Source organism: Vibrio sp. Vb0667 (assembly GCF_033391095.1).
Map to the genome: position 1 here is coordinate 1 of NZ_JAWPOL010000019.1, position 14,318 is coordinate 14,318.

The following is a 14,318-nucleotide window of genomic DNA, read 5'->3' on the forward strand; positions in this document are numbered from 1 at the left end:
GCATGTTGGCTTGCGAGGCGAGGGAACTTGTCGACGCCCATACCGCTGGCTCCATGACAAGTTGCGCAAGCTGGAATATTTCTATCCCAATCGCCTTGGAAAATTAATTTACGATACGGGTTACGAATATCAGCTTGGTCGCCGCGTTGTTCTGGATTCGTGAACTCATAGCTCGGGAGGTTAGCAAAGTACTCCATAACTTCCTTACGGTCTGCGGGATCGCTGAGTTCCTTCGCCATGCCTTGCATGACCACATTTTGGCGTTCGCCACTAAGGAATAGTTCGATTTGAGTGTTGAGATAATTCGCGTTTAAACCAGCGATCATCGGCGCGATATTTGGCTGTCCCATGCCATCTTGGCCGTGACAACCGCTACATACGCTGGCTTTTTCCGGAATAGACGAGGCGCTTGCGCCCATAGTGGTTGCTAACAAACAGGCCACCACCACTGGAAGAATTTTTGACATGCTGACTCACTTTAATTTTTATTAATATGTCTAAGTGCTACTTGGTAGTCACTTGGACAATATTGTCGGCCTTGTCAATAATGAAAGGTATTGTGGATTTCCACATATTTAATAAGTGTAAATGGCCGTATTTGTTTTTATTGGTTGTTCTATAAGCGATAAAAACAAAGTGGTGAAGAGCTGCACAAATCGGCAGCTCTAAGTGGTAGAGACGTCTTAACGTGCGGCGTTACGCTTTGCGGATTTTGGCCGGCAGGGACTGACGTGCCGCCGCGCCCACGACCCAATCCAACAACACGCCTTTGCCTTCTCGAGTAGGGTCAATTAAGCCAATGTCGTTAATATTGACGCCATCTTGGCTGCGCGTTTTTACGGGTTGTTGCTTATCGCCGATCCAGTGCGAGCGTTGTCCTAGCTCGGTATGGCCAAACCCATGTTCAAATCCGAGTGTGCCAGGGCGAATCCCGCTGACTATCATCGCAAGTGCTTTGGTGCTTGCAGATGGTGTCTCGATAACAAACTCATCACCCGTTTTAATGCCTGCGCACTCGGCATCGATTGGATGGATGTACACTGGGTTTACGCCTTTAATCGAGTTCAACCTTGGCGATAGATTGGATACCGCACTGTGAATGTTGGATTTAAAGTTCGTCAGGCTGAAAGGCCATTCTGAGCTTGGGAACTGGTCTTCCATTGATGTGCCATCGGCCAGTTTTTGTGGATGCCATGTTGGGCAACCCGTGTAGAAATCACCGGTCATGGTGTTTCTTGCGCTGCCGACACGTTCATTCCATATCGCGACAGGTCGTGTCCATTTGTGCTTCATTTGCTCACCTTGATACGCTTCGGTTGCATTTTCAAAACGTCCACCGCGAGCAAAAATAAACGCCACACGTTTCATCTCATCCGCTGTCAGCGTCTTCTGCATGGCTGGCATTAAACGCTCTAGGCCGGACCACGCAATGTCTTCTGCCGAAACTTCAGGCACCCCGCCTTTCACATAAGCCAAGTTTGCCGCGGAACGTAAGTAGAAATCTTCAGCGCTGTGGAGAGCGTGCCAATTCCCTTGCGCATCTTGAATCGCGTTGTCACCAAAGCCGCCTAGTTGCATTTTCTTGGCGACATCAATCAAAAAGTTTTCTAAGCAAATCGAACGACCATCGGCGGTTTTCTCTGTTCGCGCTTCCACAATCGGCCAACGAGCGGTGACGGTTTTCACCGGAACGTCGTGCCAAGGCGTTGCCATACCCCAGCTTTCGTAGGTGACCGTGTCAGGTACAATATAATCCGACAACGCGGTGGTTTCGTTAATGAACGCATCAACAGACACAATCAAACCGAGTTGTTTTGGATCTTTAAGCTTGTCTTCCAGCAGCGTTTTCAATCCGGGTACACCATACATCGGGTTCGCCATGTGGTTGATCCACGCTTTAACGCGGTATGGATACCCATCAATAGCCGCAGATAGGTGCTCTGTCAGCAGTGGCGCGGCAAACGGATACCAAGGGGCGCGAGTTGGGTAAGGTGATTCACCTGCCTCAACGCGACGTTTGTATTCGCTGGTTTTGTGGTAGGGGAATTTACTGCGCGACAAAAAGACGCCTTTCGGGCCGACTTTGCCAGCAAATTTGGTGAAGTCGTAACGAGGACCCGCAGCGGAAGTTGGGTAGCCACCCGCTTTGGCCATCGCGCCGCCTTTCATATTTATGTTACCAATCAACGCATTGAGCATCATGATGGTAAACGAGTTATAGAACCCATTGGTGTGCATGTTGCCACCGTGGGTATCGACCACCGCTTTTGTTCCGTGACTGGTGAAGCGCTTTGCTAGTTCAACAACTTGTTCGACAGGGATTTCACATTGTTGGCTGTAGAACTCAAGACTGTATTTGAACGCCTCTTCTTTGAGTCTTTGTAGAGACGATTTTACGCGCACTTCGCCCGATGCAAGCGAAACCGTTTTATCGACAAACAGTGCCGCTTCCTCAGCTTGGGTATGAACACCAAATTCGCCGCTTTGCTCATCCACGATGACGTACGGGTCGGAGTCAGACAACACTTCGCCCTCGAATGGCAGATTCAAGTCGGACGCGCGTAAAAACGTGCCGTTTCTCGGGTGCTGATTATCGCTTATCACGAGATGCGTAGCATTACACCAGTGCGCGGTGCCGGCTCGTTTCATCGCGTTTGCCCCCGGCTGCGCCAAGAAGGTTTTGTTGTAGCGTTGGTTTTCGATGATCCATTGGATCATGCCAAGCACGAGGGCAGAGTCGGTGCCCGGTTTGATTGGTATCCAGCGGTTATTGTCACCTGCTGCCAAGCTCGATGAACCCGCCAGCAAACTTGGTGTGATGATGGTGTATTCCAAGCTGCCTTCTGTTCGCGCATTGGCGAGTTGGCGCGCCTGACGCTTAAAAGGGTTACCCGCTTGAGCTGGCGACATACCGATGAAGATGATGTATTCCGCATTATCAAAGTCTGGCTTTAAGTGTGCGTTCTTATCTAAATCGTTCATAAATGCGCCGCTGCCAGCACGAAATGCATAGCCGCAGTAAGAGCCATGATGCCCAAAGTTACGCGTACCATAGCTGTTGAACGCGAAGCGTTTGAATATGTCGTCTCGGCCTTCGTTACCTGCGTTGGTCATTAACAATTGGTTGGCTTTCGGTCCATATTCTGGGTTTTCAGGATCAACGGGCGTTGTTAAATCGCGAATATCGCGTAAGCCATCAACATGGCCTTCACCAAATAAATCACCACCTTCAACGACTTCTTTTATCAATTGCTCGTAGCTGATCGGAATCCATTTTCCTTCGCCGCGTTTGCCAACTCGTTTCAGCGGCTGAGTAATGCGGTACGGGCTGTTGCGAATTTCTAGCATCCCGTTTCCTCTTGCACAGGCGGTCGAACGGCCGTCAAGGCCCGCTTCTCCTGCCAAGCTCAAATAAGCATCTTTGACTGGCGTTTCGAAAGGAATGTGTTGCTGATGAGACAGCGGGTGATATGGGTTGCCACTGATACGCAAGATCTCGTCATTGCGGTTATCAATGCGTACACGCAATCCGCACAGTGACCAGCAACCAAAACACATCGATGGTGCAACACGCTGGTTTGGATTTGGGATCAGATTACCTTGGTTATTGACGGCGTATTCTGGTTCGAGGGAATTGCCGTGGTGAATATCGCGGGTCTTTTGCCCAGCAGTGCCTTCCAGCGCACCTTCTACCATGTGCTTGGTTGTGGTGGCGTAACCTGCAGCAAATGCGCCAAGCCCACCGACTGCAAGGCCTGATTTCAAAAACTGACGGCGTTTGTTATCCATAATGAAATCCTCTTTGATTAGCGTTCAGTTAAGGTGAGTGATGATGCGTTTGCTTCGATATCTTGTTTTGGCTGAACCAGCTCTGAGCCGAGCAGTGCCAGAGCAAGCCATAATCCGAGCATGCCGATAATGCCTATCCAGCCATTTCCATCCATAGTGAGTTGGTATGGATACAGCCCTGCATCGAACTTGGCGATGGTTTGCACTTCCATGATGGTGAACCAGCGAATCAGCCATGCACTTGCCAGTGCGGCAGCAGACACAAAACCGAGCCCTATGACGTGACGAAATCTGGCTGATGTGGACTTTTGGGTATCGCGCAAGAAGATGAAAGCGAGCAAAACACAACCTAAAACGACAAAAGTGAGCAGGGCAATGTTGTGCATCCATTGTTCGCTAGAATAGAGCGAAAATGCGGAATTGTTGGATGCCCAAATCGGTAGCAGTATCAGCGTTAATACACCGCTGGTAACCACTGATTTTTTCAGTAAATTAGTATCGCCAGATGTCAGCGTCTTTGACTGACTAGGCAGCAGTAACCAAATCAGCAGAGAAAATCCGACAGCGCCCATAAATGCAGTGACAAACCAAAGAATTGGTGACGCGGGTTGGTGCCATAAAGAGCGCGATTTAACGACTGCAATTTCAGCTCCAGTATAAAGGGCGATGGTTAAGCCTGATAACACGGTGATTGCAGATATTGTGAGCATCACTTTGTGAGAAATTGTCCACTCACCGAGCGATAACTTAGATAACAGAGGTAGTACTTTTCCCGGTTGATTTCGCAGTGCGATAAGATCCTGACGCAGATACAGCCATGCTGTCGCAACCGCCAGCGTAGAAAAAACAGGCAGGAACAGCGAGCCTAGAGACATCCATGACCACGGAGTGATGTGTGCGTAAAAATGCCATGCGCGTCCCGGTTGGTGTAAATCACCAGTTAACGCTAATGGTCCCACGATGGCGCCGATGGCCAGCGTCAGCACAAGCGCAGCGCGCAGTCTGTGGCTGGTGTGTTTTTCAAATAATAGGGCGATTAGGAATAAAATAGCAGCCGCATAAGCCGAACCGATGTAGAAGAAATACTGTACCGCCCACGGGAGCCAAGCCATCGCTTGAGGTTGGACTAACACTTCGGTGATGTTCATGCGTGCTCTCCTTGTGGGTCGTAAATAGCTGGCTGCCCGTCGATATGGCTGGTAAAGCGTTCATCCATGCCGATGTAAAACACGTGTGGCTTGGTCTCTTCGTTGGGTTTTAGCACTTTGATGTCGTCTTGGTGCTTCGCAATTAAGCGGCGGACTTCGCTTGATGGATCATTCAAATCACCAATTACACGTGCACCGCCAACACAGGTTTCCACGCAGGCAGGCAATAGACCTTGTTCTAGACGGTGAGCACAGAAGGTACATTTATCTGCGGTGAGGGTGTCTTCATTGATAAAGCGAGCATCGTAAGGGCAAGCTTGTACGCAGTACGCGCAGGCGACGCAGCGGCTGTTATCCACCATGACAATGCCATCTTTGCGCTGAAAGGTTGCTTGAACCGGACACACTGCCACGCAAGGTGGGTTGTCGCAGTGGTTACACAGGCGCGGTAGCATAAAGGCTTTTGCTTCTCGCGTGGCTGTAGAGCCATCATCTAACGTAACTTCGTATTGCTTTACGGTGGTTCGGAACTGACCGATTGGCGCTTGGTTCTCGATGCTGCAACCCACAGTGCAAGCCTGGCATCCGACACATTTACGCAAATCTATCACCATGGCATAACGCTTCCCGACTTGTCCTTTTCGGTCAGCGGACTGGTTATTTCGAATAATGTTTCCCGCAGTTGCCGTGCCAATGCCAGCGACTGGAATTAACGCGGCTCCGGCTGTGACCGCGCTGAGAAAGCGACGTTTGGTGGAATCCATAACTCACCTGCTTTTTTTGTTGTATTTGAATTGACTGATTCCATTGTGAGAAATGCACTGCGAGGCTTATATTGTGGATTTCCACATACCCAGATCAAACTTGATCTAAAACAAATGTGGTTTACCAAGGGTAGCTGTTATTCTTGCTCCATTACTTTCGAAGGAACGATTCTACTCATCATGAACAAAACGCCACGGTTGCTTCAGTTTTGGGTTCTTTGCTTAGTTGCCTTTGCATCTTTGGCTCAGGGCGCAGTTTCTGAACAAGCAGATCTGCAAGGAATGCAAGAGCAAAAAGCAGAGCAGCCACAGGCCAAGCAAAAAGTCGAAGTGGGCGTGTTAGCGATACGCGGCCATCTTTATGCTGAGCAGAGATGGCAACCGACCATTGATTGGCTCAATCAGCAAATTTCCGATGTGCATTTTGTCCTTCATCCCCTTAACTTGGATGAAATGGGCGAAGCGGTGAAGTTTCAGACCATGGATTTCATCTTAACCAACCCAGGTCAGGCAGTGCGGTTGGGCAGGCAATACGCGCTGTCGTGGATGGCAACGCTAACCAGCAGAGCACCACAAAACTCGAATTACGGCATTGGTTCGGCGCTTGTGGTTCGAGCCAATTCAAGTTATCAAACGGTGCAAGATGTCTCAGGACGTCCTGTTGCGGCGGTATCAGAAAAAGCGTTTGGTGGTTATCTAACGATGCGCTATCAAATAGTCAAAATGGGGCTTAATCCAAACGATTTCTTTTCTGATGTCCGCTATCTTGGTTTTCCTATTGATGCCAACCTGTATCAATTACGTGATGGCAATGTGGAAGCGGCCGTTGTCCCTGCTTGTTTATTGGAACAGATGCTAAGTGAAGGGCTTTTACAACCGAGTAATTACCGAGTTTTAAATCAACAGCCGAACGAGCGCTCGTTATGCGCTGTTTCCACACCGCTTTATCCTAACTGGTCATTTGCCAAAACAGAGCGCGGCTCAGCTCAGATCGCCAAACAGATTGCGCAAGTATTGTTAGCGATGCCACCTGAACACCCTGCGGTTATTGCGGCAGGCGCGTCAGGTTGGACGTCCCCCGTCAGCTTGCTGAGCATCGACAAACTTTATCAGGCGTTGGATCTCCATCCGTTGCAACAACCTTGGTGGAGTGAGGCTCTACGCTGGCTGCGTAGTCATCAAGAATGGGCATGGGCGCTGTTCATGTTTGTGATTGTGTTGAACGCGTACCACTTTTGGCTTGAGTATCGATTTAGCAAGAGTAAGCAAGCGTTGGAGCAGACATCGTTACGATTAAAAGAGAAAAGTGAACAGTTAGAACATTCACAAAGGGTCGCGATTGTCGGAGAAATCGGCACTAGTCTTGCTCATGAACTCAATCAGCCACTGGCAGCCATTCGCAACTATAGTGAAGGCGGTTTACTTCGCTTGGCCAAAAAGCGCCCTCATGAAGATATTGTCCCTGTACTTGAGAAAATACAGGGCCAAGTTGAAAGAGCCGATGCAATTATTCAGCGATTAAGAACGTTGATTCGTAAGCGCAGTGTCGACAAAACGTCGTGCGATCTTCAAGTACTCATTGATGACACGATTGAGTTACTCCATTTTCGAATGCAGAAGCAAAACATTTCTATTGTGGCCAGTACAGAAGGGAACATTCGTCCATTACTTGTCGATGCAGTTGGCGTACAACAGGTTTTAGTTAATGTGATCAGCAACGCGATTGATGCGTGTACTTTGTTCCAAGAGAAATATCACTCATCAGGTTATCAAGGTAAAATTGCCCTGCATTGCGATTACCAAATCAGTCAACTCTCTATTCGAGTGTTAGACAATGGTACAGGGTTGCAGCAAGAGAATCCGACTCAAGCGTTTGTGAGTAGCAAAGAAGAAGGGCTTGGGCTGGGGTTAGCCATTTGTCGCGATGTGATGGAAATGCATGGTGGCGAGTTTGTCATCAGCTCGATAGCACCACATGGTTGTTTGGTTGAGCTTGTGTTTCCATATCAAAACTAATCTGAACTAGGCATAGGAGCACTCAATGAGCAGCGGTGAAAAGCAGCTACCTGTTTTTGTAGTCGATGATGATGAATCGGTGCGTGACTCGCTCGCTTTTATGTTGGAAGAGCATGACTTCAACGTGACGACTTTTGCTGATGGGCAATCTTTTCTCGATAAAGTGAACATTCATCAGGCCGGATGCGTGATCCTTGATAGTCGAATGCCCAACCTTCGTGGTCAGCAAGTGCACCAAATTTTAAATCAAGCCAACAGCCCGTTGGCCGTTATTTATCTGACAGGGCATGGTGATGTCCCGATGGCGGTCGATGCATTACAAGCTGGGGCGGTCAATTTCTTCCAAAAACCAGTCAAAGGCGATGAACTGGCACGAGCTATTTTGCAGGGACAGGCGCAGTCTGCCACAAACCTCGATATGGCAGTAGCTAAATCGGCTTATGAATCGCTCACACCTAGAGAAAAAGACATTTTACGTTTGATCATTGAAGGAAAGCGCAACATTCGTATTGCTGACGAACTTTGCATAGCAATGCGAACGGTTGAAGTACACCGAGCTAATCTATTGAAGAAGTTCTCGGCAAAAACCGTTGCAGAGTTGGCATATATTTATGGCAAGCTAGATTAAAGCTTACCGAGTGAAGCCTCTTAAGGCTATTTAGAGGATACAACTTGAGCTTTATGACGACTCGCGTATTATCTTCTTCGTTCTTACTTTATCTGAATTCTTATGAGTTTGTTGACTAAACGACATCACACGCCACATAAGCGGGCAAAATGGCTACTAGCGATTATTGGCTGGGTGGTGGTTGTGTGTCTGATGCAAAATTCAGGTTTTGCATCGTCATGCTCTATGAAATATGAGACGGAATCGCCCGCGGTTTCATTTGCTGATGAGCGTTCGAGCGTCAAGTCGATTGATACTAAAGAAACCAGCAAGTGCGAATTGTCTGAAAAGTTAATTCAGTTTTCTCAACATCAACTCGATGTATTTATTGTTGTTCTGTTTGTCGGTCTTTTTGCTTCGGCAATTTGGTTGTGCAGTGCCTATATTGGTGCGCAACATTGGACGGAACCGATAGGCCGTAAGTATCGAGTCCATCTGACTTTCTGTGTGTTCCGAGAATAAAAGCGTGCTTTCTGACCACTAGCGTCAGTTATTTAGCACCTTTGTCTTTTAACTAGGAATCACTATGAATCAAATTACTAAACTGACTCAGTTTGCGTTCATGTTTTTTATGACGCTTGCTTTGAGTTTGCTCTCTCTGAGTATTTCAGCTCAAACTACTGATACAGGTTGGCTAACCAACCCACAACATCCTCCAGTGCAAACGCGCTTTGTGCTCACTGGTCAACAAGATCCGCAAGCCAAAACACTTACAGGTTATTTGGATGTCAAGTTAACCGGAGACTGGAAAACTTACTGGCGTTCACCTGGTGAGGGCGGCGTAGCACCATCTATTGATTGGCAAAATTCACAAAATTTATCCAAAGTGGATTGGCAATGGCCGCACCCACAAAAATTCGAACTATTAGGTATCGAGACTCTTGGGTATAAAGGCGATACTTTGTTCCCCATGACGCTGCACGTCGAAGACATGTCCAGACCTGTCACGATTGATGCGGTACTGACACTTTCTTCTTGTACGACGATTTGTGTGCTGACCGACTATCAAATTCAATTGACGTTCTTGCCTTCTGATCTAACAGTCGATGAAGGCGTGATGTTCAGTTACGCTCAAGCAGTGAGTAACGTGCCGCAGCCATCGCCGTTTATTGATGTTACTCAGGCGAGTTGGGATGCGAACCAATCGAAACTACAAATCAAGCTACAGAACAGTCAGGGTTGGCAACAACCACAAGTGCTGGTGGATGGTGTCGATGAAGCAACGCGAGACTATAGCTTCAAGCTTGAAGGAATGCATCAAGAAGGAAACATCGTCACCGCGAGCTATATCGTTGATACTTGGCTGGGCGATGTGGAGTTAGATGGTCAGTCGCTGTTTGTGACCATCAAAGACACCAATTTACTAGCAGAAGAAACCACTCAAGCAACTGCTGAGGCAATAGTTGAACCGTTGCCGAGCACGTCTCTAACGAGTGTTTTTCTATTCGCGTTGCTCGGCGGTTTAATTCTTAACATTATGCCTTGCGTTCTTCCGGTTTTGGGGATGAAGCTAAGTAGTATTGTTGCCGCTCAAGGTATCGAGCGTCGTCAAATTCGCGCTCAGTTTGTTGCCTCGTCACTTGGTATATTAACGTCGTTCTGGATTCTCGCTAATTTTATTTTGGTGCTTAAGCTAACAGGTAATGCCATTGGCTGGGGCGTGCAATTTCAAAGCCCTTGGTTCTTAGGTTTGATGGTGTTGGTCACCACTTTGTTTGGGGCCAATATGCTGGGGCTGTTTGAAGTCCGTCTATCATCGGGTACCAATACATGGCTGGCCTCGAAAGGTGATAACTCCCTAGTTGGTCACTATGTTCAAGGTATGTTTGCCACATTGCTTGCGACGCCTTGCTCCGCGCCTTTTCTAGGAACGGCCGTGGCGTTTGCCTTGGGTGCCGATGTGGTTACGCTGTTTGCTATTTTCACCGCCTTAGCGTTGGGGATGGCGTTGCCTTGGATTATGGTGGCAATTTTCCCAAGTATTGCGCTTAAATTGCCGAAGCCGGGTCAGTGGATGAACGTGGTCAAAAACGTATTTGGTGTGATGATGTTGGCCACCAGCGTTTGGCTACTGTCTTTGATGGCCAATCACCTCCCAGTGTTTTGGGTCATTTTCGCCGGTTTAGTCGCGTTTATTGTTCTGATGATTCGCGTTAAACGTGTTCATGGCGATAAAGCACTCGTGCTATCCGGCTCTGCATCGCTTATCTTAATTGCTGGTGGCCTGTTACTTGGTAGTGTCACTGCCGACCAATGGGCGACACCGCTTCCTGAGGACTTAGCGTGGCAGAAGCTTTCTAACTCGGCGATTGAAGATCACGTCAATAATGGGCGAGTGGTGTTTGTGGATGTCACTGCGGATTGGTGTGTCACGTGTAAAGCGAACAAGATCGGTGTGCTCTGGCAAGATCCTGTCTACTCATTGCTGCAAAGCCCTAATGTAGCGACGTTAAAAGGGGATTGGACACATCCGGACGGCTCGGTAACTGACTTTTTACGAGCTCATGGGCGTTACGGTGTGCCGTTTAACATCGTCTATGGCCCGGCAGCGCGACAAGGTATCCCGTTACCTGTGATTCTGACTGATGATGTTGTTTTAAGCGCGGTGAAACAAGCGAGTGGAGGATCCATTCAATGAGTTCGACAAAGCAGCGTAGAACATTCCGATATTGGCTCGTTCAAATCGTACAGATGGTGCTCATTGTCACCGTCATTTCCATCGCGATGGATTGGTATCGCACCAAAGATATTCCTAAACAGGAGGCACCACCATTGAGCTCCGTATTGAGCGATGGTGAATATTTCGATGCAATCGCGCAAAGTTATGAACAACCTGTCGTTGTTTATTTTTGGGCGACTTGGTGTCCCGCTTGTAAATTTGTAAGCCCAAGCGTGAGCTGGCTGAGTGATGACTACACCGTAGTTGGCGTTTCTGGCTCGTCGGGACCGAATGAGCGTGTGGCGCAGTTTATGAGGGCAAAAGAATATCGTTTCGAAAACATAAACGATCCTTCAAGCGATATTATGCGCGAATGGAAAATTAGCGTGACCCCAACCATTTATGTTTTAAGAAATGGTGAAATTTCCTCCGTCACAACTGGCGTTACTACTCCGATAGGAATATTAACGAGAATTTGGTTAGCTCGATAACGCAATAAAAATCCGATATTCAAAATATAGAGTATCGGATTTTTTTGTTGTCCTAAACAACCAGTCGGTCACATTCCATAAAGGACTAGTTAACCAATAAGTGTCTAGATGCTTATTGCGTGTTACATTCGAGCATCGTTCTGGTTATCAGGAGGAAACGATGAACGTAGCAAAAATGTATGATGATGTGTCGGATCGCTATCAAAAGTTGGTGGATGGCAGTCACTACGTCGGTCCACGTTGGATTTCTGAGAAGTTAAAAACCTTTCCCATCGAGCAAGGCTCGGTTCTCGACCTAGCCTGTGCGACTGGCAGTATCGGCCATGTCGTAAAAAGTCACTATCCAGAACTCGCCATCCATGGCTTAGACATCTCGTCCAAAATGGTTAATAAAGCGCGCCAAACTAACCTCTATCACAGCGTCGCGGTTCATAACCTCGATGAGCCATTTTCCCCTTTGTTTGAGCAAACCTTCGACCTTATCACCGCACTTGGTTTTACTGAGTTTCTAGCAGAGCCTCAACAACTTTTGGAGTGTATTTCGCATAAGCTAACTGCGAATGGACGATGTTTTATCAGCTTTCAATACCACGATCCGGATGGACAAGATTTGCCTCGAAATACTTATAGTGGATCGGTCGTGCATAAGGCATATACCGAAAGTGAAGTTGAGCAACTCTGTCAGCAAGCGGGGTTGGAAGTGGTTTCACTAGAAAACGTGATTGGTTACGTATCTGGTGTTGGTTATGTGTGTCGATACTTGATGCTAGAGCTGAAAAAGTCACACCGCTGAAATAAGTAACAAACAAGGATTGTTTTTGAAAACACAAGATTTAACCGAGTTCGGGTCTGGAATTGAATACGATGCTCAATACGACCAGCATTACCATCACGACATTGCTTTCATCACAAGGTTAATAGAAGAAACCAATGCTCGAAGTGTATTGGATGTTTGTTGTGGTTCCGGTATTGTCACGATTCCAGTCTCTGAGCAACTCAACGAAGCCATTGGCATTGATATTTCTGAAGGGATGCTCAAACACGCAAAGGACAAAGCCAAAAGCAGGAGTAACTTGCGTTTTCTTCATCTCGACGCAACCCAGTTTTCGTTAGGTAAGAAGTTTGACCTAGCCATAATGACAGGGAATGCATTCCAAGCCTTTTTAAGTGACGAGATGCTAGCAGGTGCACTGAGCTCAATATCAAGACACCTCGAAAAAGGTGGGCGATTTGTTTTCGATACGCGGTTACCAACGCCAGAAAATCTAGAATTGGATCATGAGATGGCGCTGTGGCAAACCTATGTTTCTCCAACCTATGGTGAAGTGAATTATTTCGGTATGAAGGCCGAGTATGACTTGCAAACGTCCATCATGTATTTGAACAAAGAGCGCCATTTTGAAAGTGGAACGATTGAGCATTCCAGCATTGATTTAAAATATCGTCCGCTAGAAGACATAGAGGGTTTCCTTGAACAAGCGGGATTCAGAATCATAGAGAAGTACCAATCTTGGTCAGCGCAAGTATTTGAGGCGAATGCCAACTCGCTTGTCTGTGTGGCTGAGAAAATATAAATCAATGTTGAGGGATACAATGCAAGGATTTCGAATTACTATGTCGTTAGATGACATGGATTTAGACGTTATCTACCAGTTCATTTCAAACAGTTATTGGGGAAAGGGTATTCCAAGAGAACGCTTTGAGAAGTCATTGCGCCATTCGTTCTGTTTCGCGGTTTTGGATGATGAAAATCAACTCGTTGCTTTTGCTCGGTTAATTACCGATCGTACCACGTTTGCGTACCTTGCCGATGTGTTTGTTGTGGAGGTACACCGTGGTAAAGGCATCAGTAAGTTGTTGATATCAGAAATTGTTGCTCATCCAGAACTACAAGGCTTACGCCGTATGATGCTTGCAACCCGCGATGCTCATGGGTTGTACGAACAGTTTGGGTTCACTCCTATTGCTCCAGTAGAAAACTTCATGCAAATCTGGAAACCGAATGTTTATCAGAGCTAAATCATGATGAGAGTTGAATCTCAACAAGTGGCAATCAGATACCTCAAAACAACAGACGCTGCTCCCCTGTTTGAAAACTATTTAGGCGATGAGAAAGCATGCCGCTTCCTCAATCGCCAAGTCCACCAAAATGTTAATCAAACCCTTGAAGCTATCGAAAGATGGCGTGCTCAATATGATCAAAAGTCTCCCAATCTATTAGTCTTCGCTATTGAAGAACTCACTTCTCAAACTCCTGTTGGTTGTCTGGTGCTGATACCTGAGCAAGACAGCAGTGAAATCCATTTTGGTATTTCTGCTCGCTATCGGGGAAAAGGCTATGCAACCCAAGCCTGCAAACTTGGCGTTGTCTACCTGCAAAGCTTGGGTATAACGCGCATTCGCACCGCCCCGCATATTGGCAACCACGCGAGTATCCGTGTGTTGGAGAAATGCGGCTTTATCAGCCAAGGCATTTTAAAAGCGCATGCAGTTTTTCCTGCTCTAGGACGTGAGGCGCAAGACTGTATGGATATGCGATTGGAGGATATCGAACAGCGCCATTTTGCACATTGTTCAGAATTAAATTGATAGCGGTTGAAACGAGCGGTTACAGAGCTTGTCAGTAGCCATCGTAGACAGCGCCTTTGCTGAATGATTCCTCGAGATTTTTTTAGTCTTTGATTGTCAGAGGCGACTGACAAAACCATACCAACTGTGACAACCATACCGCTATTAAAGCAGGATATTATTCCTTCAACTTTGTGTTTTAGGAGTAGTCATTAG

General features: G+C 47.2%; 13 protein-coding genes. 9 read left to right on the forward strand and 4 right to left on the reverse strand.

Annotated elements, in window-relative coordinates:
* The 4 genes from R8269_RS16195 to dsrO all read right to left on the reverse strand — a co-directional run.
* Positions 1 to 419, reverse strand: a 419-nt coding sequence (locus tag R8269_RS16195) for a c-type cytochrome (protein WP_412079957.1), incomplete at its 3' end; no start/stop codon positions are given.
* Positions 420 to 696: 277 nt separating this feature from the next.
* The gene (locus R8269_RS16200; RefSeq protein ID WP_318222594.1) at positions 697 to 3,789 is read right to left on the reverse strand and encodes a tetrathionate reductase subunit A; all 3,093 of its coding nucleotides are present in this window, start codon (positions 3,787 to 3,789) and stop codon (positions 697 to 699) included.
* Positions 3,790 to 3,806: 17 nt separating this feature from the next.
* The gene (nrfD, locus tag R8269_RS16205; protein ID WP_215810318.1) at positions 3,807 to 4,937 is read right to left on the reverse strand and encodes an NrfD/PsrC family molybdoenzyme membrane anchor subunit; all 1,131 of its coding nucleotides are present in this window, start codon (positions 4,935 to 4,937) and stop codon (positions 3,807 to 3,809) included.
* Positions 4,934 to 5,701, reverse strand: a complete 768-nt coding sequence (dsrO, locus tag R8269_RS16210; protein WP_191116004.1) for a sulfate reduction electron transfer complex DsrMKJOP subunit DsrO — start codon at positions 5,699 to 5,701, stop codon at positions 4,934 to 4,936. Before dsrO ends, nrfD begins: the two co-directional genes overlap by 4 nt.
* A gap of 180 nt (positions 5,702 to 5,881) precedes the next feature.
* On the opposite strand from dsrO, the gene R8269_RS16215 reads away from it, so the two are divergent.
* From R8269_RS16215 to R8269_RS16255, 9 genes are all read left to right on the forward strand, one after another.
* Positions 5,882 to 7,717, forward strand: a complete 1,836-nt coding sequence (locus R8269_RS16215; protein ID WP_225473350.1) for a sensor histidine kinase — start codon at positions 5,882 to 5,884, stop codon at positions 7,715 to 7,717.
* A 25-nt stretch (positions 7,718 to 7,742) separates the two neighbouring features.
* Positions 7,743 to 8,345, forward strand: coding sequence for a response regulator transcription factor (locus R8269_RS16220; RefSeq protein ID WP_213892493.1), 603 nt, complete (start codon positions 7,743 to 7,745; stop codon positions 8,343 to 8,345).
* A 102-nt stretch (positions 8,346 to 8,447) separates the two neighbouring features.
* On the forward strand, positions 8,448 to 8,846 hold the full coding sequence (locus tag R8269_RS16225) for a hypothetical protein (RefSeq protein ID WP_206970733.1): 399 nt from the start codon (positions 8,448 to 8,450) through the stop codon (positions 8,844 to 8,846).
* Positions 8,847 to 8,910: 64 nt separating this feature from the next.
* A complete protein-coding gene (locus R8269_RS16230) occupies positions 8,911 to 11,022 on the forward strand; it encodes a protein-disulfide reductase DsbD family protein (protein WP_206970732.1) in 2,112 nt (703 codons plus the stop codon).
* Complete coding sequence (locus R8269_RS16235; RefSeq protein WP_213892491.1) at positions 11,019 to 11,534, forward strand: protein disulfide oxidoreductase; 516 nt, start codon at positions 11,019 to 11,021, stop codon at positions 11,532 to 11,534. The genes R8269_RS16230 and R8269_RS16235 overlap by 4 nt, the downstream gene beginning before the upstream one ends.
* 160 nt (positions 11,535 to 11,694) lie before the next feature.
* Positions 11,695 to 12,327 carry a class I SAM-dependent DNA methyltransferase gene (locus tag R8269_RS16240; RefSeq protein ID WP_213892489.1) on the forward strand — a complete coding sequence of 211 codons (633 nt, stop codon included), beginning with the start codon at positions 11,695 to 11,697 and terminating at the stop codon, positions 12,325 to 12,327.
* A gap of 25 nt (positions 12,328 to 12,352) precedes the next feature.
* The gene (locus R8269_RS16245) at positions 12,353 to 13,108 is read left to right on the forward strand and encodes a class I SAM-dependent methyltransferase (protein WP_054866271.1); all 756 of its coding nucleotides are present in this window, start codon (positions 12,353 to 12,355) and stop codon (positions 13,106 to 13,108) included.
* Between the two features lie 19 nt (positions 13,109 to 13,127).
* Entirely contained in the window at positions 13,128 to 13,553 is a 426-nt protein-coding gene (locus R8269_RS16250; RefSeq protein WP_053349639.1) for a GNAT family N-acetyltransferase, read from the forward strand.
* Between the two features lie 3 nt (positions 13,554 to 13,556).
* Entirely contained in the window at positions 13,557 to 14,123 is a 567-nt protein-coding gene (locus tag R8269_RS16255) for a GNAT family N-acetyltransferase (protein WP_213892487.1), read from the forward strand.
* Positions 14,124 to 14,318: the final 195 nt, after the last annotated feature.

Excerpts from the sequence above, each read along its gene's own strand:
- R8269_RS16200 (WP_318222594.1), bottom strand. The coding sequence starts at position 3,789 with ATGGATAACAAACGCCGTCAGTTTTTGAAATCAGGCCTTGCAGTCGGT.
- nrfD (WP_215810318.1), bottom strand. The coding sequence starts at position 4,937 with ATGAACATCACCGAAGTGTTAGTCCAACCTCAAGCGATGGCTTGGCTC.
- dsrO (WP_191116004.1), bottom strand. The coding sequence starts at position 5,701 with ATGGATTCCACCAAACGTCGCTTTCTCAGCGCGGTCACAGCCGGAGCC.
- R8269_RS16215 (WP_225473350.1), top strand. The coding sequence starts at position 5,882 with ATGAACAAAACGCCACGGTTGCTTCAGTTTTGGGTTCTTTGCTTAGTT.
- R8269_RS16220 (WP_213892493.1), top strand. The coding sequence starts at position 7,743 with ATGAGCAGCGGTGAAAAGCAGCTACCTGTTTTTGTAGTCGATGATGAT.
- R8269_RS16225 (WP_206970733.1), top strand. The coding sequence starts at position 8,448 with ATGAGTTTGTTGACTAAACGACATCACACGCCACATAAGCGGGCAAAA.
- R8269_RS16230 (WP_206970732.1), top strand. The coding sequence starts at position 8,911 with ATGAATCAAATTACTAAACTGACTCAGTTTGCGTTCATGTTTTTTATG.
- R8269_RS16235 (WP_213892491.1), top strand. The coding sequence starts at position 11,019 with ATGAGTTCGACAAAGCAGCGTAGAACATTCCGATATTGGCTCGTTCAA.
- R8269_RS16240 (WP_213892489.1), top strand. The coding sequence starts at position 11,695 with ATGAACGTAGCAAAAATGTATGATGATGTGTCGGATCGCTATCAAAAG.
- R8269_RS16250 (WP_053349639.1), top strand. The coding sequence starts at position 13,128 with ATGCAAGGATTTCGAATTACTATGTCGTTAGATGACATGGATTTAGAC.
- R8269_RS16255 (WP_213892487.1), top strand. The coding sequence starts at position 13,557 with ATGATGAGAGTTGAATCTCAACAAGTGGCAATCAGATACCTCAAAACA.